Source organism: Novosphingobium sp. MBES04 (genome assembly GCF_000813185.1).
GTDB lineage: Bacteria > Pseudomonadota > Alphaproteobacteria > Sphingomonadales > Sphingomonadaceae > Novosphingobium > Novosphingobium decolorationis.
The window spans coordinates 168949-186444 of the sequence record NZ_DF850488.1 but is presented as its reverse complement, the minus strand read 5'-3'; the positions used below and the strand labels follow the sequence as shown (position 1 = coordinate 186444).

The following is a 17496-nucleotide window of genomic DNA, read 5'->3' as shown; positions in this document are numbered from 1 at the left end:
CTTCGGGGTTGAACCGGGAATGCGTCCCCCGTCTCGTTTCCGCCGGGCCATTCGGGCCTTGAGCAGGGAACATTCCAGCCCGGACGGGGCATGCATCACATCATTGGGCTGGACACGCCTGTTCGGGATGGGCCCGGGCAGGCCTCTGTTGAGGAGACAGATCATGCGTACTGGCGTGATCGCCAAGAAAGTCGGGATGACCCGCCTTTTCCAGGAGGACGGCCGGCATGTGCCCGTGACCGTTCTGGCGCTGGAAGATTGCCAGGTGGTTTCGGTCCGCACCAACGATCGTGACGGCTACGTCGCGGTTCAGCTCGGTGCCGGCGAAGCCAAGCAGAAGAACGTTGCCAAGCCGCAGCGCGAGCACTTCGCCAAGGCGGAAGTTTCGCTCAAGATGCGCGTTGCCGAGTTCCGCGTCGCCGACGACGCGCTGCTCGAAGTCGGCTCGACCATTGCTGCCTCGCACTTCGTGCCCGGCCAGCTCGTCGACGTTGCCGGCCACACCCAGGGCAAGGGCTTTGCAGGCGCCATGAAGCGTTGGGGCTTCGGCGGTCTGCGCGCCACCCACGGTGTGTCGCTCTCGCACCGTTCGCACGGTTCGACGGGTAACCGTCAGGATCCGGGCAAGGTGTTCAAGAACAAGAAGATGGCCGGCCACATGGGCGACCGTCAGCGCACCCAGCAGAACCTCGAGATCGTCCGCGTGGACGACGAGCGTGGCCTGATCTTCGTCAAGGGCTCGGTCCCGGGCGCGAAGAACGCCTGGCTCACCGTTTCGGACGCCGTCAAGGTCGCCCGTCACGCCGAGGCTCCGTACCCCGCCGGCCTCAAGACGGCCGCCAACAGCAACGATTCGGCTGCTGACACCCCCGCGGAAGACACCGCGGCTGTCGAAGCGACCGAAGGCCAGGAGGGCTAAGTCGTGAAGGTTCAGGTCCTCAATATCGACGGTTCCGCCGGCAACGGCGACATCGAGCTGTCGGATGACGTGTTCGGCCTCGAGCCGCGCGCGGACATCCTGCACCGTGTCGTTACCTGGCAGATGGAAAACCGCCGCGGCATCGCCCGCGCCACCCGCGAACGTTCGGACGTTGCGCGCACCGGCAAGAAGTGGGGTCGCCAGAAGGGCGGCGGCACGGCTCGTCACGGTGACCGTGCAGCTCCCGTCTTCATCGGCGGTGGTAAGGCCCACGGTGCCCGTCGCCGCGAGTTCGGCCAGTCGCTGAACAAGAAGCTGCGCGCGCTGGGTCTCAAGATGGCGCTTTCCTCGAAGGCCAAGGCCGGTCTCGTCATCGTCGACACGCTCGACGTTGCCGACGCCAAGACCAAGGTCCTCGCCGGTCAGCTCGCCAAGGCGAACTTCGGCAAGAAGGTGCTCGTGATCGACGGTGAAGCCGTCAACGACAACTTCGCCAAGGCCGCTCGCAACCTCATCGGCGTGAACGTTCTCCCCGCCCAGGGCGCGAACGTCTACGACATCCTGAAGCACGACACGCTGGTGCTCACCCGCGCCGCTGTCGAAAAGCTGGAGGCGCGCTTCAATGGCTAAGACCGCTGCAGAAATCCGTCACTACGACGTGATCCTTGCACCGCACATCACCGAAAAGGCGACGCTTCTCTCCGAGAACAACGCGGTCGTCTTCAAGGTGGCCGGCGATGCGACCAAGCCCGAGATCAAGGCTGCCGTCGAGGCGCTGTTCGACCGCAAGGTCAAGAGCGTCAACACGCTGGTGACCAAGGGCAAGACCAAGCGCTGGCGCGGTAAGGATTACCGCCGCAGCGACGTGAAGAAGGCGATTGTCACGCTGGCCGAAGGTCAGCAGCCGATTGACATCACCGAAGGCGTACAGGGCTGATCCGATGGCACTCAAGCATTACAACCCGACCAGCCCCGCCCGCCGCGGCCTGGTCCTCGTCGACAAGTCGGCGCTGTGGAAGGGCAAGCCTGTAAAGGCTCTGACCGAAGGCAAGCGCAAGACCGGTGGCCGCAACAACAAGGGTCATGTCACGTCGCGTGGCATCGCCGGTGGTCACAAGCAGAAGTACCGCTACATCGACTTCAAGCGTCGCAAGTGGGACGTTGAAGGCACCGTCGAGCGGATCGAATACGATCCCAACCGCACCGCCTTCATCGCGCTCATCAACTACGCGGATGGCGAACAGGCCTACATCATCGCTCCGCAGCGTCTGGCTGCTGGCGACAAGGTCATCGCCGCCGAGAAGTGCGACACGAAGCCGGGCAACGCCATGCTCCTGTCGCAGATGCCGGTCGGCACGATCTGCCACAACGTCGAGATGAAGCCGGGCAAGGGTGGCCAGATCGCCCGTTCGGCCGGTGCCTACGTCCAGGTCGTCGGTCGTGACCGCGGCATGGTCATCGTGCGCCTCAACTCGGGCGAGCAGCGCTACCTGCGTGGCGACTGCATGGGCACGGTCGGTGCGGTGTCGAACCCCGACAACCAGAACCAGACCCTTGCCAAGGCAGGCCGCAAGCGCTGGATGGGCCGTCGCCCGCTGACGCGTGGTGTTGCCAAGAACCCGGTCGACCACCCGCACGGTGGTGGTGAAGGCCGCACCTCGGGTGGCCGTCATCCGGTTACTCCGTGGGGCAAGCCGACCAAGGGTGCCCGCACTCGCAACAACAAGCAGACGGACAAGATGATCATCCGTTCGCGCCACGCCAAGAAGAAGAGGTAAGACACGATGGCACGTTCCGTCTGGAAAGGCCCCTTCGTCGACCTGTACCTTCTCAAGAAGGCCGAGGTCGCGCAGGATGCCGGCAACCGCGCTGGTCCGATCAAGACCTGGTCGCGTCGCAGCACCATCCTTCCGCAGTTCGTTGGTCTGACGTTCAACGTCTACAACGGGCACAAGTTCATCCCGGTCTCGGTCAACGAGGACATGGTCGGCCACAAGTTCGGTGAATTCGCGCCCACGCGTTCGTTCCCCGGCCACGCTGCCGACAAGAAGGGCAAGCGCTAATGAGCAAGCAGGCAGCACCCCGCCGCGTCGGCGAAAAGGAAGCCCTGTCGGTCGGCACCACCATCCGTGGTTCGGCGCAGAAGCTCAATCTCGTCGCCGCCCTGATCCGTGGCAAGAAGGCTGAGGAAGCGATGAACATCCTCGCTTTCTCGAAGAAGGCCATGGCTGTGGACGCCCGCAAGGTTCTCCTTCGGCGATCGCCAACGCGGAGAACAACCACAACCTCGACGTCGACGCACTCGTCGTCGCCGAGGCGTCGGTCGGCAAGTCGATCACCATGAAGCGCTTCCACACCCGTGGTCGTGGCAAGAGCACCCGGATCCTCAAGCCGTTCTCACGTCTGCGGATCGTCGTTCGCGAAGTCGAGGAGGCCTGATCCATGGGTCATAAGAGCAATCCGATCGGTCTGCGTCTGCAGATCAACCGTACCTGGGACAGCCGCTGGTTCGCGGAAGGCCGGGACTACGGCAAGCTGCTTGAGGAAGACCTCAAGATCCGCAAGTTCATCCTCGAGAACGCGCCCCAGGCAGCGATCTCGAAGGTGGTCATCGAGCGTCCGGCCAAGCTGTGCCGCATCTCGATCTACGCGGCCCGTCCCGGTGTGATCATCGGCAAGAAGGGCGCGGACATCGAGAAGCTTCGCAAGAAGCTTGCGGTGATGACCTCGAGCGAAGTGAAGCTGAACATCGTTGAAATCCGCAAGCCGGAAGTCGACGCCAAGCTGATCGCTCAGGGCATTGCGGACCAGCTGATCCGCCGCGTTGCCTTCCGTCGTGCGATGAAGCGCGCGATGCAGTCGGCCATGCGTCTGGGTGCCGAAGGCATCAAGATCATGTGCGGTGGCCGTCTGGGCGGCGCGGAGATCGCGCGCGTCGAGCAGTACCGCGAAGGTCGCGTGCCGCTCCACACGCTGCGTGCCAACATCGACTATGCCGAAGCCGAAGCGCTGACCGCTTACGGTATCATCGGCATCAAGGTCTGGGTCTTCAAGGGTGAGATCCTGGGCCACGACCCGATGGCGCAGGACCGGCTGATGATGGAGGCTCAGACCTCCGGCGTCCGTCCGGCGCGCTGAGGCTTAGGATAGAGTAAGCACCATGCTGCAACCGAAAAAGACCAAGTTCCGCAAGGCTTTCAAGGGCAAGATCAAGGGTGATGCCAAGGGCGGCACCGATCTGAACTTTGGCTCCTACGGCCTCAAGGCTCTCGAGCCGGAACGCATCACCGCCCGCCAGATCGAAGCGGCTCGCCGCGCGATCACGCGTCACATCAAGCGCCAGGGTCGCCTCTGGATCCGCGTCTTCCCCGACGTGCCGGTTTCGAAGAAGCCTGCTGAAGTTCGTCAGGGTAAGGGCAAGGGTTCGGTGGAATACTGGGCCGCGCGTGTGAAGCCGGGCCGTATCCTGTTCGAGCTGGACGGCGTTGCCGGCCCGCTCGCCGCTGAGGCTTTCAGCCGCGCTGCGATGAAGCTTCCCATCAAGACCAAGGTCGTTGCCCGTCTCGGCGACACCTCGCACCTGGAGGGTTAATTCATGGCTGCCAAGACTGAAGACTTCCGCGCCAAGACCGACGACCAGCTCACGGAAGAGCTGGTCGCGCTGAAGCGCGAGCAGTTCAACCTTCGTTTCCAGGCCGCCACGAGCCAGCTCGAGGCACCGGCCCGGATCAAGGAGGTCCGTCGCAACATCGCCCGCATCAAGACGCTCCAGGCTGAGCGTTCGGCTGCGGCGAAGTAAGGAGGAAACACGATGCCCAAGCGTATTCTGATCGGTACCGTCGTTTCCGACAAGACCGACAAGACCGTTACCGTACTCGTCGAGCGCCGCGTGAAGCACCCGCTTTACGGCAAGATCATTCGTCGCTCGAAGAAGTATGCCGCCCACGACGAAGAGAACGCGTACCACATTGGTGATCGCGTCCGCATCGAGGAAACCAAACCGATCTCAAAGTCGAAGACCTGGAAGGTTCTCGACACGTTGCAGGCCGGAAAGGGTATTGCCATCGAGGCTAATCTCGACGTAGAGGCCGCCAACTGATTTGAGACGCCCCCGGCTTAACCGCCGGGGGAGCTTTTTTGGAACTGCCGGACTGGTTCCGGCAAGCCGTTGAGAAGGAACCGGATCAATGATCCAGATGCAATCCAATCTCGACGTCGCGGACAACAGCGGCGCGAAGCGCGTCCAGTGCATCAAGGTACTGGGTGGCTCGAAGCGTCGTTTCGCAGGCGTCGGCGACATCATCGTGGTGTCGGTAAAGGAAGCGCAGCCGCGCGCGCGCGTCAAGAAGGGCGACGTGCACCGTGCTGTCATCGTGCGCACCCGTAAGGACGTTCGTCGTCCCGACGGCAGCGTCATCCGCTTCGACAGCAACGCTGCCGTGCTCATCAACAAGAGCGAGGAGCCGATCGGCACCCGTATCTTCGGCCCCGTGGTTCGCGAGCTTCGCGGCAAGGGCTTCATGAAGATCATCTCGCTTGCTCCGGAGGTGCTGTAATGGCTGCCGCGAAGATCAAGAAGGGTGACCAGGTCATCGTTCTGTCGGGCAAGGACAAGGGCCGTACCGGCGCTGTTCTCCAGGTCATGCCCAAGGACGGCAAGGTCGTGGTCGAGGGCGTGAACGTCGCCACCCGCCACCGCAAGCCGACCCAGCAGAACCCGCAGGGCGGCATCGAGCGCAATCCCGCTCCGATGGCGATCAGCAAGGTCGCGGTTGCCGTTGACGGCAAGCCGACCCGCGTTCGCTTCGAAGAGAAGGACGGCAAGAAGGTCCGTGTGGCCGTGAAGACCGGGGAGACCATCGATGGCTGATAAGTACACCCCGCGTATGCGTTCGAAGTACGATGCGGAAATCGTCAAGGCGATGACCGAAAAGTTCGGCTACAAGAACGTGATGGAAGTGCCTTCGATCGAGAAGATCACGCTCAACATGGGCGTGGGCGAGGCGAGCCAGGACAAGAAGAAGGTCCAGACCGCCGCGGCCGAAATGGAAAAGATCGCTGGCCAGAAGCCCGTGATCACCAAGGCCCGCAAGTCGATCGCGCAGTTCAAGCTGCGTGAAGGCATGCCCATCGGCTGCAAGGTTACCCTGCGCCGCGAACGCATGTACGAATTCCTCGATCGCCTCATCACGATCGCGATGCCCCGCATCCGCGACTTCCGTGGTCTGAACGCCAAGTCGTTCGACGGCCGCGGCAACTACGCGATGGGCCTGAAGGAGCAGATCATCTTCCCCGAGATCAGCTACGATCAGATCGAGAAGGTGCGTGGCATGGACATCATCGTCACCACCACCGCCAAGACCGACGAAGAAGCACGCGAACTGCTGCGTCTTTTCGGTTTCCCGTTCCCGGTTGAAGAAGCCGCGGAAGAGAAGGAGGCGGCGTGAGCCGCCGCTGAGGAAGAGAGCTTAAGTCCATGGCGAAACTGAGTTCCGTGAACAAGAACGAGCGTCGTAAGAAGCTCGTCAAGAAGTACGCAGGTAAGTACGAACGCCTCAAGGCGATTGCCGATGACACCTCGCTCGACGAAACCGAGCGCCTCATCGCCCGTCTGAAGCTGGCCGAGATCCCGCGCAACGGCAACCCGACCCGGGTTCGCAACCGCTGCGCCACGACCGGTCGTCCGCGTGGTTACTACCGCAAGTTCGGCCTGTGCCGCGTTGAGCTGCGTGATCTTGCCAACAAAGGCATGATCCCCGGCGTGACCAAGTCGAGCTGGTAAGGGATACATAAGCAATGGCTATGACCGATCCCCTGGGTGATATGCTCACCCGCATCCGCAACGGCCAGCAGGCGAAGAAGGACTCCGTCCTTTCCCCCGCCAGCAAGCTGCGTGCGCGCGTGCTCGAAGTCCTCCAGCGTGAGGGCTACATCCGTGGCTACAGCGATGACACCACCGGTGCCCATCCGCAGCTGCGCATCGAGCTGAAGTACTTCGAAGGCGAGCCCGCTATCAAGCACATCGCCCGCGTCTCCAAGCCTGGCCGCCGCGTCTACTCGGGTTCCAAGGAACTCCCGGTTGTGCGCAATGGCCTTGGCATCACCATCGTCTCGACGCCCAAGGGCGTGCTCTCGGATGCCGAAGCACGTGCCGACAACGTCGGTGGCGAAGTGCTGGCGGAGGTGTTCTGATGAGCCGTATTGGTAAGAAGGCCGTGGCGATCCCCGCTGGCGTGACTGCCGATCTCAAGGACAACGTCCTCTCGGTGAAGGGCCCCAAGGGCACGCTCACCATGGGTGTGTCCGACCAGGTCACCTGCTCGGTGGAAGATGGCGCGGTTGCAATCCAGCCCGTCAACATGTCGAAGCAGGCTCGCAGCCACTGGGGCATGCAGCGCACGCTCGTCGCCAACCTCGTTGGCGGTGTGACCGAAGGCTACTCGAAGGTCCTTGAACTCAAGGGCGTCGGCTACCGCGCACAGATCCAGGGCAAGAAGCTCAAGCTTCAGCTTGGCTACTCGCACGATGTCGACATCGACATCCCCGAAGGTATCGAGATCAAGGCGCCGGATAACACCACCGTCGAGATCTCGGGCATCGACAAGCAGAAGGTCGGCCAGATCGCGGCCGAGATCCGTCGCTGGCGCAAGCCCGAGCCCTACAAGGGCAAGGGTATCAAGTACCGCGGCGAGTTCATCTTCCGCAAGGAAGGGAAGAAGAAGTAATGGCAAAGCTTTCCCTTTTCCAGCGCCGCCGTCAGCGCGTGCGCACCGCCCTTCGCGCGTCGGCTTCGGGCCGTCCGCGTCTTTCGGTGCACCGCACCGGACGTCACATCTACGCCCAGATCATCGACGATGCGCAGGGCCGTACGGTCGCTGCTGCCAACACGCTTGGCGGCAAGGGCGCTGACACCGATGCCGCCATCCGCGTGGGCAAGGAACTCGCCGAGGCCGCCAAGAAGGCGGGCATCACTTCGGTCGTGTTCGATCGCGGCGGCTTCCTCTATCATGGTCGCGTCAAGGCGCTGGCCGATGCCGCCCGCGAAGGCGGGCTGGAGTTCTGAGCATGGCTGACGAAAACACCAACACCACCAGCAGTGAGCAGCCCATCGCGGCTGACAACCCGCAGGGCGGGGCTCCCCAGGAGCAGCGCGAAGGCCGTGATGGCGGTCGTGGTCGTGGCGGCCGTGGCCGTGGCGAACGCGGTGGCCGTGGCCGTCGTGACGACCGTCGTGGCCGTCGCGATGACGAGGAGCAGGGCGAAGAGCTGATCGAGAAGCTGGTTCACATCAACCGCGTCTCGAAGACCGTCAAGGGCGGTAAGCGCTTCGGTTTCGCAGCACTCGTCGTCGTGGGTGACGGCAAGGGCCGCGTCGGCTTTGGCCATGCCAAGGCTCGCGAGGTTCCCGAGGCAATCACCAAGGCAACCGCTTCGGCCAAGAAGAAGATGATCCGCGTCGCTCTGAAGGAGGGTCGTACCCTTCATCATGACGGCAAGGGCCACTTCGGTGCGGGCCGCGTCAATGTCCGTACGGCTCCGGCCGGTACCGGCATCATCGCCGGCGGTCCGATGCGCGCCGTGTTCGAAAGCCTGGGCGTCGCTGACGTCGTGACCAAGTCGGTCGGCACTTCGAACCCGTACAACATGATCCGTGCCACCTTCGACGCGCTGACCGACCAGTCTTCGCCGAAGGCGGTTGCTCAGCGTCGCGGCAAGAAGGTCTCCGACCTCCTGGGTCGTGGCGGTGCGAGCGAAGCTGAGGCCGAGGCCGCAGCTGAAGCCATCGTGGAGTAAGCGACAATGGCCAAGATCAAGATCAAGCAGATCGGTTCGCCGATCCGTCGCCCCGAGAGCCAGAAGAAGATCCTCATCGGTCTGGGCCTCGGCAAGATGCACCGCGTTGTCGAACTCGAGGACACCCCCGAAGTTCGTGGCGCGATTGCCAAGCTTCCGCACATGGTGGCCGCGGTCGACTGACCTGGCCGCCGCTCCCCCGGGAGCAGCGAGCTGAAGATTGAAAGGGCTCCGGTGCATGGCATCGGGGCCCTTTTCGCATGGGGTTGACGGGCAGGGCGCGATGCACCTTCCATTCAGGGGCACCTGTGCTATGCGCTCTCGCCTTCCACTCGTCCTCCCGGGATGTCTTCCAGATGGTAATGCCTGCATCGATGTTACGTGGCCTGCTCGGTTCGGTGTCTTCACACAGGTGTGCGCTGGCAGGTGCGCTGGCGCTTGGTCTGAGTGCGTGCGGCGCCGATGCGCCGGGGTCCGACGGAGCCCTTGTTCCCGAGGGTGAGGCGCTGGCCGTGTGCAACGATTTTCGTGCAGATCCCAAGGTGCTGGCCTCGATGCGCGCCGGGGACATCGCTCTGCGCAGGGCGCTCGCCTCGGGCGCGAAGCCCGATCCCGTCGCGGAGGCGGCGAGTGCGATCGCGCGCGGCGATTTTCGGCTTGCCGCTGCGACGACTCCGGTGGGCGTGTCGCTCGACCTTTACAACGCGCAGTGCCGGCTCCTGGGGAACCCGGCGGCCTGGTCCATCCGGGCACTTGCGTTCGTGCCGGATCTTGCCGCCGCGGAGGGCAGGGGGGCAGATGTCCCGGCAACGGCCTTCGGGAGGCAGTACAACGCGGCTCTGATGGCCGACCCGCACTATCCCTATCGCGACATCTGTCGGCCTGTCTCGGATGTGGGCCCTGAGCCCGAGATCCGACCGGAAGAGCCGATTTCGCAGCCTTACGGTTTTGCCGATCTCCAGTCGGGCGAGGCGGTCGACACGATGGGCTATGCGGCGCGTCACAACGCTGTCGACCAGTTGCGCCGGCTTGTCGCGGCGCGGCCGCAGGACATCGACAAGCCCGACATGTTTGGCCTGACGCCTTTGGCCTGGGCCATTGCCTATCAGCGCTGGCGGACTGCGGACGTTCTCATCGAGGCGGGGGCAAGCCCGACGGGCGCGAGCTGCCAGACTGCGATTGATCGCCAGTCGCCGCTCCAGGTCGCGCGCCTCATGCGCTGGACGGACATGATTGGGCGCTTGCGTTCGTATGTCAGCGAGGAGGAGTTCGCCAACTTGCGTCAGAACCCGCGCTATGACGATGCAAGTCTGGCTGATTTCAACCGCGCGTTCTTCCAGATCAAGCACCGCTACGACCCGATCCTGCGTCAGCGCAGCTTCTCACGCTACGAGTTGCAGTTCACGATTGACGAGGGTGGCAACTCGACGAGTTGTGAACTCGTGCCTGCGTCGAACTCGCCCGAATTCGACGCCGAACTGTGCGAAGTGGCGATGAAGGTGGTGCGCTGGACCCCGGCGCGTGATGCGTTCGCGACCACGGTGCCTGGCGATGCCAAGCTCGTTTTCGGCCTCGGCAAATAGTCGGCTCTGCGCGAATAGGGGGTGACAGGTGGCCCCCTTTCGCCTATGGGGCCCGCTTCCCATCCAGCGCGATGAAAAGCGAAAGCGAGTGCATACTATGAATCTCAACGATCTCCGTGACAACGCCGGTGCCCGTCACCGCCGCATGCGTGTCGGCCGTGGTATCGGTTCGGGCAAGGGCAAGACCTCGGCACGTGGTCAGAAGGGCCAGAAGAGCCGTTCGGGTGTTGCCGTCAAGGGTTTCGAAGGCGGCCAGATGCCGCTTCACATGCGCCTTCCGAAGCGCGGCTTCACCAACGCGAAGTTCACCAAGGACTACGCGGAAGTGAACCTCGGCATGGTCCAGAAGGCGATCGACGCCGGCAAGCTCGACATCTCGGGCACCGTCGATCACGCCGCGCTCAAGGGCGCTGGCCTGGCCCGTGGTGGCAAGGATGGCGTGCGTCTCCTGGGCAAGGGTGAGCTCACCGCCAAGGTCGAATTCAACGTTGCTGGTGCCTCGAAGGGCGCCGTGGAAGCCGTTGAAAAGGCTGGTGGCAAGGTGATCCTGCCTGCCAAGGAAGCCGCTGCGGCCTGATTCGCCACAGTGCGGTAACGCAATACAGGAGGGCGGAGCGCGGCGCGTTTCGCCCTCTTGTGCGTTTCGCCACGGCGGTACTGGCGCGAATCATGTGGGTTTCGCGTGCCGTTGGTGGCACGGAGGGTTTCCGCCCTCCTACGAATGTCTATATGGACGGACTGGAACGCGGGTTCGACAAGGGTGCTCTCAGCAGCTAAGGCCGAATCCGAACACGCTATTCGAGGCTTCTACAACTCATGGCTTCCCGTGCCGACAATATCGCCAGCTCGCTGAGCCTGAGCAATTTCTCCAAGGCTACCGAGCTGAAGAAGCGCATCTGGTTCACGATCGGTGCGCTTATCGTTTTCCGCTTCCTGAGCTTTGTGCCGCTGCCGGGCGTCGATGCCCGCATCCTGAGCGAGCTTTACAGCCAGACGCAGGGCGGCATCCTCGACCTGTTCAACACCTTCTCGGGCGGCTCGCTTTCGCGCATGAGCCTGATTGCCCTGGGTGTCATGCCCTACATCACGGCCTCGATCGTGGTGCAGCTGGCCGCTTCGCTTCATCCTGCGCTCATGGCGCTGAAGAAGGAAGGTGAGGCTGGTCGCAAGAAGCTGAACCAGTACACCCGCTATGGCACGGTTGGCCTCTGCGCCATCCAGGGCTACTTCCTGGCTGTGAGCTTGGAAGCCTATGGCGCCTCGAGCGGTCTGCCTGCGGTCGTTGATCCGGGCATCCTGTTCCGCGTTGGCGCGGTCATCAGCCTGGTTGGTGGCACCATGTTCCTGCTGTGGCTGGGTGAGCAGATCACCTCGCGCGGTATCGGCAACGGCGTGTCGCTGATCATCATGGCCGGTATCGTTGCGCAGATGCCGACGTTTGCCTCGAACCTGGGTCAGGCCTATTCGGCCGGGGACACCGGTTCGCTGCTCATCATGTTCCTGATCGCGCTCATCGTCGCAATGATCCTGCTGATCTGCTTCTTCGAGCGCGCCCAGCGCCGTTTGCTGATCCAGTATCCCAAGCGTGCGACCCAGCGCGGCATGATGCAGGCGGATCGCAGCCACCTGCCGCTCAAGATCAACACTGCGGGCGTGATCCCGCCGATCTTCGCGAGTTCGCTGCTGCTGCTGCCGCTCACCATCACGCAGTTCGCGGGCAACTCGCTTCAGCCGGACTCGACGATGGGCAAGATCGTGGTGTCGCTGAACCAGTACCTGGGACACGGCAAGCCGCTCTACATGCTGTTCTATGCCGCCGGCATCATCTTCTTCAGCTTCTTCTACACCGCGGTTGTGTTCAATCCGGAAGAAACGGCGGAGAACCTCAAGAAGAACGGTGGCTTCATTCCCGGCATTCGTCCGGGCAAGAACACGGCGAACTATCTGGACTACGTGCTGACCCGCGTGACGGTGATCGGTGCGGCCTACCTCACGGCGGTGTGCTGCATCCCCGAGTGGTTCCTGGCCCAGACCGGTCTTCCGCTGCTGTTCATGGGCGGCACCAGCCTGCTGATCGTTGTCAACGTGACCGTGGACACCATCACGCAGATCCAATCGCACCTGCTGGCTCACCAGTACGGCGATCTCATAAAGAAGGCGAAGCTGAAAGGTCGCCTGCGCTAAGCGCAGGCGTTCGCCAAAACGTAGAACTGAGGGGGTTACGCGTGAATATCATTCTTCTTGGGCCGCCGGGGGCGGGCAAGGGAACGCAGGCACAGCGCCTGGTTGAGCGCCATGGCATGCGCCAGCTTTCGACCGGCGACATGCTGCGCGCCGCGGTCAAGGCGGGCACGCCGACGGGGCTTGAAGCCAAGGCGATCATGGAGCGGGGCGAACTCGTCTCGGACGCCATCGTCTCGGCGCTGATCGGTGACGAGCTCGATGCGATGGGCTCGGACACCGGCGCCATCTTTGACGGGTATCCGCGCACGGCGGCCCAGGCTGAAGCCCTCGACGGGATTCTCGCCGAGCGCGGCCGCAAGCTCGACCATGTGATCGAGCTCGGCGTCGACGAAGAAGCGCTGGTCGAGCGCATCACGGGGCGCTTTACCTGTGCGGCGTGTGGCAAGGGCTATCACGACAGCTTCGAGCAGCCCAAGGTTCCGGGCACCTGCGACAAGTGCGGCGGCACCGAATTCAAGCGCCGTCCGGATGACAACGCCGAGACCGTGCGTACGCGCCTGGCCGAGTACCGCGCCAAGACGGCGCCGATCCTTCCGATCTATGAGGAGCGGGGGATTGTCGCGAAGGTCGACGGGATGGCCGAGATGGACGATGTGACCGCCTCCATCGAAGGTGTCCTCGCCAAGTAAGTATCGAAAAGGAAGCCGGGGCGAATGTCCCGGCTTTTTTTCTGGCCTTCGTTCGTCTTTGTCGCCAAGATATGGGCTGCATGAATATCTCGCGTTTCCATCGTTACACGGTTGTCCTCGTCACGGCCTTGATGGGCCTGTGCGCACCTCATCTGGCCGCGGCCAAGGTCGCCGAGGCCAATGAGCGCGGCTTCGTCGTGCGCCACATGGTCGAGATCCCTTCCGGCGTGGACAAGACCTGGGACACGGTCCTGGACCGGCCGGGTGGTGGGATTCGGCGCACACGTGGTCCGGGGATGCCGCCAATCTCTCGATCGATCCCAAGGCGGGTGGCTGCTTCTGCGAATTGCTGCCCAATGACACATCGCCGCGCGCCGCGCCCAAGGGCAGTGTCGAGCACATGCGGGTGGTCTATATCGAACGTCCGCGCGTGCTGCGCATGACAGGCGCGCTTGGGCCGCTGCAGTCCGAAGCGGTGAACGGGACGCTCACGATCCAACTCAAGCCCGGGGATGGGGAGGGCGAGGATACGGTCCTGCTTCTCGAGTACGTGGTGGGCGGCTATATGCGTCAGCCCGCCGAAGCGATTGCCGGTTCGGTCGATGCCATGCTCGGCGCCCAGCTCGAGCGCCTTGCCTCGGAACTCGGTGGCGCCTTTGCGAAGGCCTTTCCTGGTGGCGACCTCGGGCTCGATCCCGCACCCGAGGCGGATGCCAAGGATGAGGTCAAGGTCGATGAGGCGCCGGATGGCATCGAGCCGCTGGCGCCCGAGCCCCCCGCAGGTGAGGTTGTCGAGCGTTGAGCGTGCAAGAAGAACAATCCTTTGCGCGAGGTGCGCTTTGACGCGAGGGGCCTTCCGAGGTATAATCCACCCATCGCTTGATCGGGCCGCGCATAACTTGGCGCTAGGCCCGCAATTCGCGTCGCTTGCATTGACAGGCTGTGCGAATCGTTTTAAGCGCCCCCTTCACTCGACAGAATCGCTCCGTCCGGTTGGTCTGGCTTTGAGTAAGTCGCCTGCCGGTCGTTTCGCGTTTGTGGATCGGGTGGTTCGTTTCAGCGTTGAGATAGGGGAGCGGCGACGCACCCCTGTGGAGCAGGAGATTTAAGTGGCTCGTATTGCCGGGGTAAACATCCCCACCAACAAGCGCGTGATCATCGCGCTCACCTACATCCACGGTATTGGTCGCACCAAGGCCGTCGAGATCGCCGACAAGCTCGGCATTGATCACACCCGCCGCATCCAGGATCTTTCGGACGCCGAAGTGCTCCAGATCCGCGAAACCATCGATGCCGATCACCTCGTGGAAGGTGACCTTCGTCGCGAAACCGCGATGAACATCAAGCGTCTGATGGATCTCGCCTGCTACCGTGGCCTGCGTCACCGCAAGGGTCTTCCGGTCCGTGGCCAGCGCACGCACACCAATGCGCGCACCCGCAAGGGCAAGGCCAAGCCGATCGCCGGCAAGAAGAAGTAAGCACGGGAACCTTAAAGGTTTTCGGTTTCCCGCAGCGACTATTCGACAGGATACACGAACATGGCACGCGAACCCCAGCGCATTAAGCGGCGCGAGCGCAAGAACATCACGAGCGGCATTGCCCACGTCAACGCCAGCTTCAACAACACCATGGTGACCATCACCGACGCCCAGGGCAATGCGATCAGCTGGTCCTCAGCCGGCATGATGGGCTTCAAGGGCAGCCGCAAGTCGACCCCGTACGCCGCTCAGGTGGCCGCGGACGATGCCGGCAAGAAGGCCGCCGAGCACGGCGTCCGCACCCTCGAAGTCGAAGTCAAGGGGCCGGGTTCGGGCCGTGAGAGCGCGCTTCGCGCCCTCCAGGCTGTCGGCTTCACCATCACGTCGATCCGCGACGTGACCCCGATCCCGCACAACGGCGTTCGTCCTTCGAAGCGCCGCCGCGTCTGATCGACCTTTTTGCGGGCGGCGAACCGGTCGTCGCCCGTTTTCAGGAGCGTTTCATGGGTTCATTTTCAATGGGCTCCTGGGCGCAACCGCCATCGTAATCCCAGGGGAAGTCCATGACTGTCAACATCAAGAACTGGCAGGAACTCAAGAAGCCGAACAGCCTTGAGATCAAGCCGGGACCCGACCCCAAGCTGAAGGCAACGTTCGTTGCCGAACCTCTCGAGCGCGGTTTTGGTCTTACGCTCGGTAACGCGCTGCGGCGCGTTCTTCTGTCTTCGCTGCAGGGCGCTGCAATCACCTCGATCAAGATCGAGAACGTGCTGCACGAGTTCTCCTCGCTGGCCGGTGTGCGTGAAGACGTCACCGACATCGTCCTGAACGTGAAGCAGATCGCCCTCAAGATGCAGGGCGAAGGCCCCAAGCGTCTCCAGCTCTCGGCCACTGGTCCGGCGCAGGTGAAGGCGGGCGACATTGCCGTTTCGGGCGACATCGAGGTCATGAACAAGGACCTCGTGATCTGCACGCTCGACGAGGGTGCGGTCTTGAACATGGAACTCACTGCGGACACCGGCAAGGGCTACGTACCTGCTGTCGGTAACCGCCCGGTTGACGCACCGATCGGTCTTATCCCGGTCGACTCGCTCTACTCGCCGGTTCGCCAGGTGAGCTACAAGGTCGAGAACGCCCGCGTTGGCCAGGAGCTCGACTATGACAAGCTCAGCCTGACCGTCGAGACCGACGGCACCGTGGCTCCCGAAGATGCCGTGGCCTACTCGGCCCGCATCCTGCAGGACCAGCTGGCGCTGTTCGTTCACTTCGAGGACATTGCTCCCGTGGGTCAGCCCGCCATGGTCGGCATGGCCGCCGGCGGTACGCAGAGCCAGGAAGAGAGCGACACCAACCAGCTCAACCGTTACCTTCTCAAGAAGGTCGACGAGCTCGAGCTGTCGGTCCGCTCGGCCAACTGCCTCAAGAACGACAACATCATCTACATCGGCGACCTGGTCCAGAAGACCGAAGCCGAGATGCTGCGCACGCCGAACTTCGGCCGCAAGTCGCTCAACGAGATCAAGGAAGTACTCTCCTCGATGGGTCTGCGCCTCGGCATGGACATCCCGGGCTGGCCGCCCGAGAACATCGAAGAGATGGCCAAGAAGCTGGAGCAGGAACTGCTCGGCTGATCGGCTCTCCCGATACCGAATTGAAGAGGCCCTGCAGGAAACTGCGGGGCCTTTTTCTTTGGGTGTTTGAAGGCCGTCTGTGCCGGGCGGGGCGGCCACTCATTCCCAAGGTAGGTCCTGCTTGTCGTTGCGCGCATGCTTTGGCTGGGCGAGGCGCGCTAGGCAGTCAACAGGGGGGAGGGATGGCAAATCCCTTGGATGCCTCTTTCTCTCTTTGCCCCTTTTCATTTTTCATCTAGAACATAAAAAGAACAAGTGGAGAGAGTCATGGCCCGCCTGAACTACGTCGAGCTGCCGGTCCGCAATGTGCCGGGTCAGAAGGAATTCTATGAGGCGACTTTCGGGTGGTCCTTCACCGATTTCGGTCCGGACTATGCGTCGACGATGACGGGCGATGTCGACATGGGCCTTAACGGCGATGCGGCGCAGTGGACGGCCCAGATGCTCCCCGTGATCGAGGTCGAGGACCTGGAGGAGACTCTGGCGCGGGTTCAGGCCGCGGGCGGAGTGATCACGCTTCCCGTCTTCGCCTTCCCGGGCGGCCGCCGTTTCCATTTCCGGGATCCGCACGGGCATGAGCTCGCCGCAATGGTGTCGGAGGGGGAGGGCGAGTAGGTCGTTGCAGTCCGGATTTACGCGAATCCTTGACTCTTGCCTGAAAATCCGCATTAGGGCCGTTCTTCGCGGGTACCCGTGAGAAGGTTTTGGGCGGTGGCCTTGTCCACATCGCCCGGCGGGCAGTACCTAACCGGCTGCCTGACGAACAGGAAGATGACCCATGCGTCACAAGTATTCCGGCCGTAAGCTGCAGCGCAAGTCCGGCCACCGCGCCGCCCTTCTGCGCAACATGGCCGCAGCCCTGATCAAGCACGAGCAGATCCAGACCACCACGCCCAAGGCGAAGGAACTGCGTCCCTACATCGAGAAGCTGATCACGCTTGCCAAGCACGGTGGCCTGTCCAACCGTCGCCTCGCGCACGCCAAGATCATGGACGATGCCCAGGAAAAGAAGCTGTTTGAGGTTCTGGCCGAGCGTTACTCGGATCGTCCCGGCGGTTACACCCGCATCATCAAGGCGGGCTACCGCGCTTCGGACGCCGCTCCGATCGCGATCATCGAACTCGTCGACCGTGACACCGAGGCCAAGGGCCAGGATTCGGGCCCGGTCATGAACGAGGCCGAAGACTACGCCGAAGCGTAAGGCTTGGGGCAGGGCCT

28 protein-coding genes and 1 pseudogene are annotated in these 17496 nt (G+C 63.0%); all 29 read left to right on the top strand.

The features are described 5' to 3' along the window. Positions 1-163: 163 nt before the first annotated feature. The 29 genes and pseudogenes from rplC (at position 164) to rplQ (ending at position 17479) form a co-directional block, all read left to right on the top strand. The gene (gene rplC / locus MBENS4_RS00775) at positions 164-919 is read left to right on the top strand and encodes a 50S ribosomal protein L3 (RefSeq protein WP_039388091.1); all 756 of its coding nucleotides are present in this window, start codon (positions 164-166) and stop codon (positions 917-919) included. A gap of 3 nt (positions 920-922) precedes the next feature. Continuing rightward, entirely contained in the window at positions 923-1549 is a 627-nt protein-coding gene (gene rplD / locus MBENS4_RS00770) for a 50S ribosomal protein L4 (RefSeq protein WP_039388090.1), read from the top strand. Continuing rightward, entirely contained in the window at positions 1542-1856 is a 315-nt protein-coding gene (locus MBENS4_RS00765) for a 50S ribosomal protein L23 (protein WP_039388089.1), read from the top strand. Before rplD ends, MBENS4_RS00765 begins: the two co-directional genes overlap by 8 nt. Positions 1857-1860: 4 nt before the next feature. Next, complete coding sequence (gene rplB, locus MBENS4_RS00760; protein WP_039388087.1) at positions 1861-2697, top strand: 50S ribosomal protein L2; 837 nt, start codon at positions 1861-1863, stop codon at positions 2695-2697. Between the two features lie 6 nt (positions 2698-2703). Beyond that, the gene (rpsS, locus tag MBENS4_RS00755) at positions 2704-2982 is read left to right on the top strand and encodes a 30S ribosomal protein S19 (RefSeq protein ID WP_039388086.1); all 279 of its coding nucleotides are present in this window, start codon (positions 2704-2706) and stop codon (positions 2980-2982) included. Continuing rightward, positions 2982-3358, top strand: a pseudogene (rplV, locus tag MBENS4_RS00750) (50S ribosomal protein L22). Before rpsS ends, rplV begins: the two are co-directional and overlap by 1 nt. Positions 3359-3361: 3 nt before the next feature. Then, positions 3362-4057 (top strand): 30S ribosomal protein S3, encoded by a 696-nt coding sequence (gene rpsC / locus MBENS4_RS00745; RefSeq protein ID WP_039388082.1) that lies wholly within the window; start codon positions 3362-3364, stop codon positions 4055-4057. 22 nt (positions 4058-4079) lie between these two features. Next, positions 4080-4511 (top strand): 50S ribosomal protein L16, encoded by a 432-nt coding sequence (gene rplP, locus MBENS4_RS00740; RefSeq protein WP_039388080.1) that lies wholly within the window; start codon positions 4080-4082, stop codon positions 4509-4511. Between the two features lie 3 nt (positions 4512-4514). Continuing rightward, complete coding sequence (gene rpmC / locus MBENS4_RS00735; RefSeq protein ID WP_039388078.1) at positions 4515-4718, top strand: 50S ribosomal protein L29; 204 nt, start codon at positions 4515-4517, stop codon at positions 4716-4718. Positions 4719-4730: 12 nt separating this feature from the next. After that, positions 4731-5018 (top strand): 30S ribosomal protein S17, encoded by a 288-nt coding sequence (gene rpsQ / locus MBENS4_RS00730; RefSeq protein ID WP_039388075.1) that lies wholly within the window; start codon positions 4731-4733, stop codon positions 5016-5018. Positions 5019-5106: 88 nt separating this feature from the next. Continuing rightward, positions 5107-5475 (top strand): 50S ribosomal protein L14, encoded by a 369-nt coding sequence (gene rplN / locus MBENS4_RS00725; protein WP_039388073.1) that lies wholly within the window; start codon positions 5107-5109, stop codon positions 5473-5475. Then, a complete protein-coding gene (rplX, locus tag MBENS4_RS00720) occupies positions 5475-5789 on the top strand; it encodes a 50S ribosomal protein L24 (protein WP_039388072.1) in 315 nt (104 codons plus the stop codon). The genes rplN and rplX overlap by 1 nt, the downstream gene beginning before the upstream one ends. Then, positions 5782-6366, top strand: coding sequence for a 50S ribosomal protein L5 (gene rplE / locus MBENS4_RS00715; RefSeq protein WP_039388070.1), 585 nt, complete (start codon positions 5782-5784; stop codon positions 6364-6366). Before rplX ends, rplE begins: the two co-directional genes overlap by 8 nt. A 29-nt stretch (positions 6367-6395) precedes the next feature. After that, the gene (rpsN, locus tag MBENS4_RS00710) at positions 6396-6701 is read left to right on the top strand and encodes a 30S ribosomal protein S14 (protein WP_039388068.1); all 306 of its coding nucleotides are present in this window, start codon (positions 6396-6398) and stop codon (positions 6699-6701) included. Positions 6702-6715: 14 nt separating this feature from the next. After that, positions 6716-7111: a 30S ribosomal protein S8 gene (rpsH, locus tag MBENS4_RS00705; protein ID WP_039388066.1), complete on the top strand. Its 396-nt coding sequence runs from the start codon at positions 6716-6718 to the stop codon at positions 7109-7111. Further along, positions 7111-7644, top strand: a complete 534-nt coding sequence (rplF, locus tag MBENS4_RS00700) for a 50S ribosomal protein L6 (RefSeq protein ID WP_039388064.1) — start codon at positions 7111-7113, stop codon at positions 7642-7644. The genes rpsH and rplF overlap by 1 nt, the downstream gene beginning before the upstream one ends. After that, entirely contained in the window at positions 7644-7982 is a 339-nt protein-coding gene (gene rplR, locus MBENS4_RS00695; protein WP_039388062.1) for a 50S ribosomal protein L18, read from the top strand. The genes rplF and rplR overlap by 1 nt, the downstream gene beginning before the upstream one ends. A 2-nt stretch (positions 7983-7984) precedes the next feature. Next, positions 7985-8713 (top strand): 30S ribosomal protein S5, encoded by a 729-nt coding sequence (gene rpsE / locus MBENS4_RS00690; RefSeq protein ID WP_039388061.1) that lies wholly within the window; start codon positions 7985-7987, stop codon positions 8711-8713. 6 nt (positions 8714-8719) lie between these two features. After that, positions 8720-8896, top strand: coding sequence for a 50S ribosomal protein L30 (gene rpmD / locus MBENS4_RS00685; RefSeq protein ID WP_039388059.1), 177 nt, complete (start codon positions 8720-8722; stop codon positions 8894-8896). A 173-nt stretch (positions 8897-9069) separates the two neighbouring features. After that, positions 9070-10296, top strand: coding sequence for an ankyrin repeat domain-containing protein (locus MBENS4_RS00680; RefSeq protein WP_199904324.1), 1227 nt, complete (start codon positions 9070-9072; stop codon positions 10294-10296). 97 nt (positions 10297-10393) lie between these two features. Continuing rightward, positions 10394-10873, top strand: coding sequence for a 50S ribosomal protein L15 (gene rplO, locus MBENS4_RS00675; RefSeq protein WP_039388058.1), 480 nt, complete (start codon positions 10394-10396; stop codon positions 10871-10873). 239 nt (positions 10874-11112) lie between these two features. Continuing rightward, positions 11113-12480 (top strand): preprotein translocase subunit SecY, encoded by a 1368-nt coding sequence (gene secY / locus MBENS4_RS00670; RefSeq protein ID WP_039388055.1) that lies wholly within the window; start codon positions 11113-11115, stop codon positions 12478-12480. A 41-nt stretch (positions 12481-12521) separates the two neighbouring features. Next, positions 12522-13169 carry an adenylate kinase gene (locus MBENS4_RS00665; RefSeq protein WP_039388053.1) on the top strand — a complete coding sequence of 216 codons (648 nt, stop codon included), beginning with the start codon at positions 12522-12524 and terminating at the stop codon, positions 13167-13169. 346 nt (positions 13170-13515) lie between these two features. After that, a complete protein-coding gene (locus tag MBENS4_RS00660) occupies positions 13516-13971 on the top strand; it encodes a hypothetical protein (RefSeq protein ID WP_242404727.1) in 456 nt (151 codons plus the stop codon). 307 nt (positions 13972-14278) lie between these two features. Beyond that, on the top strand, positions 14279-14647 hold the full coding sequence (gene rpsM, locus MBENS4_RS00655; protein WP_039388051.1) for a 30S ribosomal protein S13: 369 nt from the start codon (positions 14279-14281) through the stop codon (positions 14645-14647). Between the two features lie 60 nt (positions 14648-14707). Then, positions 14708-15097 (top strand): 30S ribosomal protein S11, encoded by a 390-nt coding sequence (gene rpsK, locus MBENS4_RS00650; RefSeq protein ID WP_007011846.1) that lies wholly within the window; start codon positions 14708-14710, stop codon positions 15095-15097. 113 nt (positions 15098-15210) lie between these two features. Then, positions 15211-16278: a DNA-directed RNA polymerase subunit alpha gene (locus MBENS4_RS00645; RefSeq protein WP_039388049.1), complete on the top strand. Its 1068-nt coding sequence runs from the start codon at positions 15211-15213 to the stop codon at positions 16276-16278. Between the two features lie 267 nt (positions 16279-16545). Then, on the top strand, positions 16546-16893 hold the full coding sequence (locus MBENS4_RS00640) for a VOC family protein (protein WP_039388047.1): 348 nt from the start codon (positions 16546-16548) through the stop codon (positions 16891-16893). A 163-nt stretch (positions 16894-17056) separates the two neighbouring features. Then, positions 17057-17479: a 50S ribosomal protein L17 gene (gene rplQ, locus MBENS4_RS00635; RefSeq protein ID WP_039388045.1), complete on the top strand. Its 423-nt coding sequence runs from the start codon at positions 17057-17059 to the stop codon at positions 17477-17479. The last annotated feature ends 17 nt before the right edge of the window (positions 17480-17496 follow it).

Excerpts from the sequence above, each read along its gene's own strand:
- rpsH (WP_039388066.1), top strand. The coding sequence starts at position 6,716 with ATGGCTATGACCGATCCCCTGGGTGATATGCTCACCCGCATCCGCAAC.
- MBENS4_RS00680 (WP_199904324.1), top strand. The coding sequence starts at position 9,070 with ATGGTAATGCCTGCATCGATGTTACGTGGCCTGCTCGGTTCGGTGTCT.
- rplP (WP_039388080.1), top strand. The coding sequence starts at position 4,080 with ATGCTGCAACCGAAAAAGACCAAGTTCCGCAAGGCTTTCAAGGGCAAG.
- rpsQ (WP_039388075.1), top strand. The coding sequence starts at position 4,731 with ATGCCCAAGCGTATTCTGATCGGTACCGTCGTTTCCGACAAGACCGAC.
- MBENS4_RS00645 (WP_039388049.1), top strand. The coding sequence starts at position 15,211 with ATGACTGTCAACATCAAGAACTGGCAGGAACTCAAGAAGCCGAACAGC.
- rplE (WP_039388070.1), top strand. The coding sequence starts at position 5,782 with ATGGCTGATAAGTACACCCCGCGTATGCGTTCGAAGTACGATGCGGAA.
- rpsC (WP_039388082.1), top strand. The coding sequence starts at position 3,362 with ATGGGTCATAAGAGCAATCCGATCGGTCTGCGTCTGCAGATCAACCGT.
- rpsN (WP_039388068.1), top strand. The coding sequence starts at position 6,396 with ATGGCGAAACTGAGTTCCGTGAACAAGAACGAGCGTCGTAAGAAGCTC.
- rplB (WP_039388087.1), top strand. The coding sequence starts at position 1,861 with ATGGCACTCAAGCATTACAACCCGACCAGCCCCGCCCGCCGCGGCCTG.
- MBENS4_RS00640 (WP_039388047.1), top strand. The coding sequence starts at position 16,546 with ATGGCCCGCCTGAACTACGTCGAGCTGCCGGTCCGCAATGTGCCGGGT.
- rplQ (WP_039388045.1), top strand. The coding sequence starts at position 17,057 with ATGCGTCACAAGTATTCCGGCCGTAAGCTGCAGCGCAAGTCCGGCCAC.
- rpsK (WP_007011846.1), top strand. The coding sequence starts at position 14,708 with ATGGCACGCGAACCCCAGCGCATTAAGCGGCGCGAGCGCAAGAACATC.
- rpmC (WP_039388078.1), top strand. The coding sequence starts at position 4,515 with ATGGCTGCCAAGACTGAAGACTTCCGCGCCAAGACCGACGACCAGCTC.
- rplN (WP_039388073.1), top strand. The coding sequence starts at position 5,107 with ATGATCCAGATGCAATCCAATCTCGACGTCGCGGACAACAGCGGCGCG.
- rplC (WP_039388091.1), top strand. The coding sequence starts at position 164 with ATGCGTACTGGCGTGATCGCCAAGAAAGTCGGGATGACCCGCCTTTTC.
- rplF (WP_039388064.1), top strand. The coding sequence starts at position 7,111 with ATGAGCCGTATTGGTAAGAAGGCCGTGGCGATCCCCGCTGGCGTGACT.
- rplX (WP_039388072.1), top strand. The coding sequence starts at position 5,475 with ATGGCTGCCGCGAAGATCAAGAAGGGTGACCAGGTCATCGTTCTGTCG.
- rplO (WP_039388058.1), top strand. The coding sequence starts at position 10,394 with ATGAATCTCAACGATCTCCGTGACAACGCCGGTGCCCGTCACCGCCGC.
- secY (WP_039388055.1), top strand. The coding sequence starts at position 11,113 with ATGGCTTCCCGTGCCGACAATATCGCCAGCTCGCTGAGCCTGAGCAAT.
- rpmD (WP_039388059.1), top strand. The coding sequence starts at position 8,720 with ATGGCCAAGATCAAGATCAAGCAGATCGGTTCGCCGATCCGTCGCCCC.
- rplR (WP_039388062.1), top strand. The coding sequence starts at position 7,644 with ATGGCAAAGCTTTCCCTTTTCCAGCGCCGCCGTCAGCGCGTGCGCACC.
- rpsE (WP_039388061.1), top strand. The coding sequence starts at position 7,985 with ATGGCTGACGAAAACACCAACACCACCAGCAGTGAGCAGCCCATCGCG.
- MBENS4_RS00765 (WP_039388089.1), top strand. The coding sequence starts at position 1,542 with ATGGCTAAGACCGCTGCAGAAATCCGTCACTACGACGTGATCCTTGCA.
- rpsS (WP_039388086.1), top strand. The coding sequence starts at position 2,704 with ATGGCACGTTCCGTCTGGAAAGGCCCCTTCGTCGACCTGTACCTTCTC.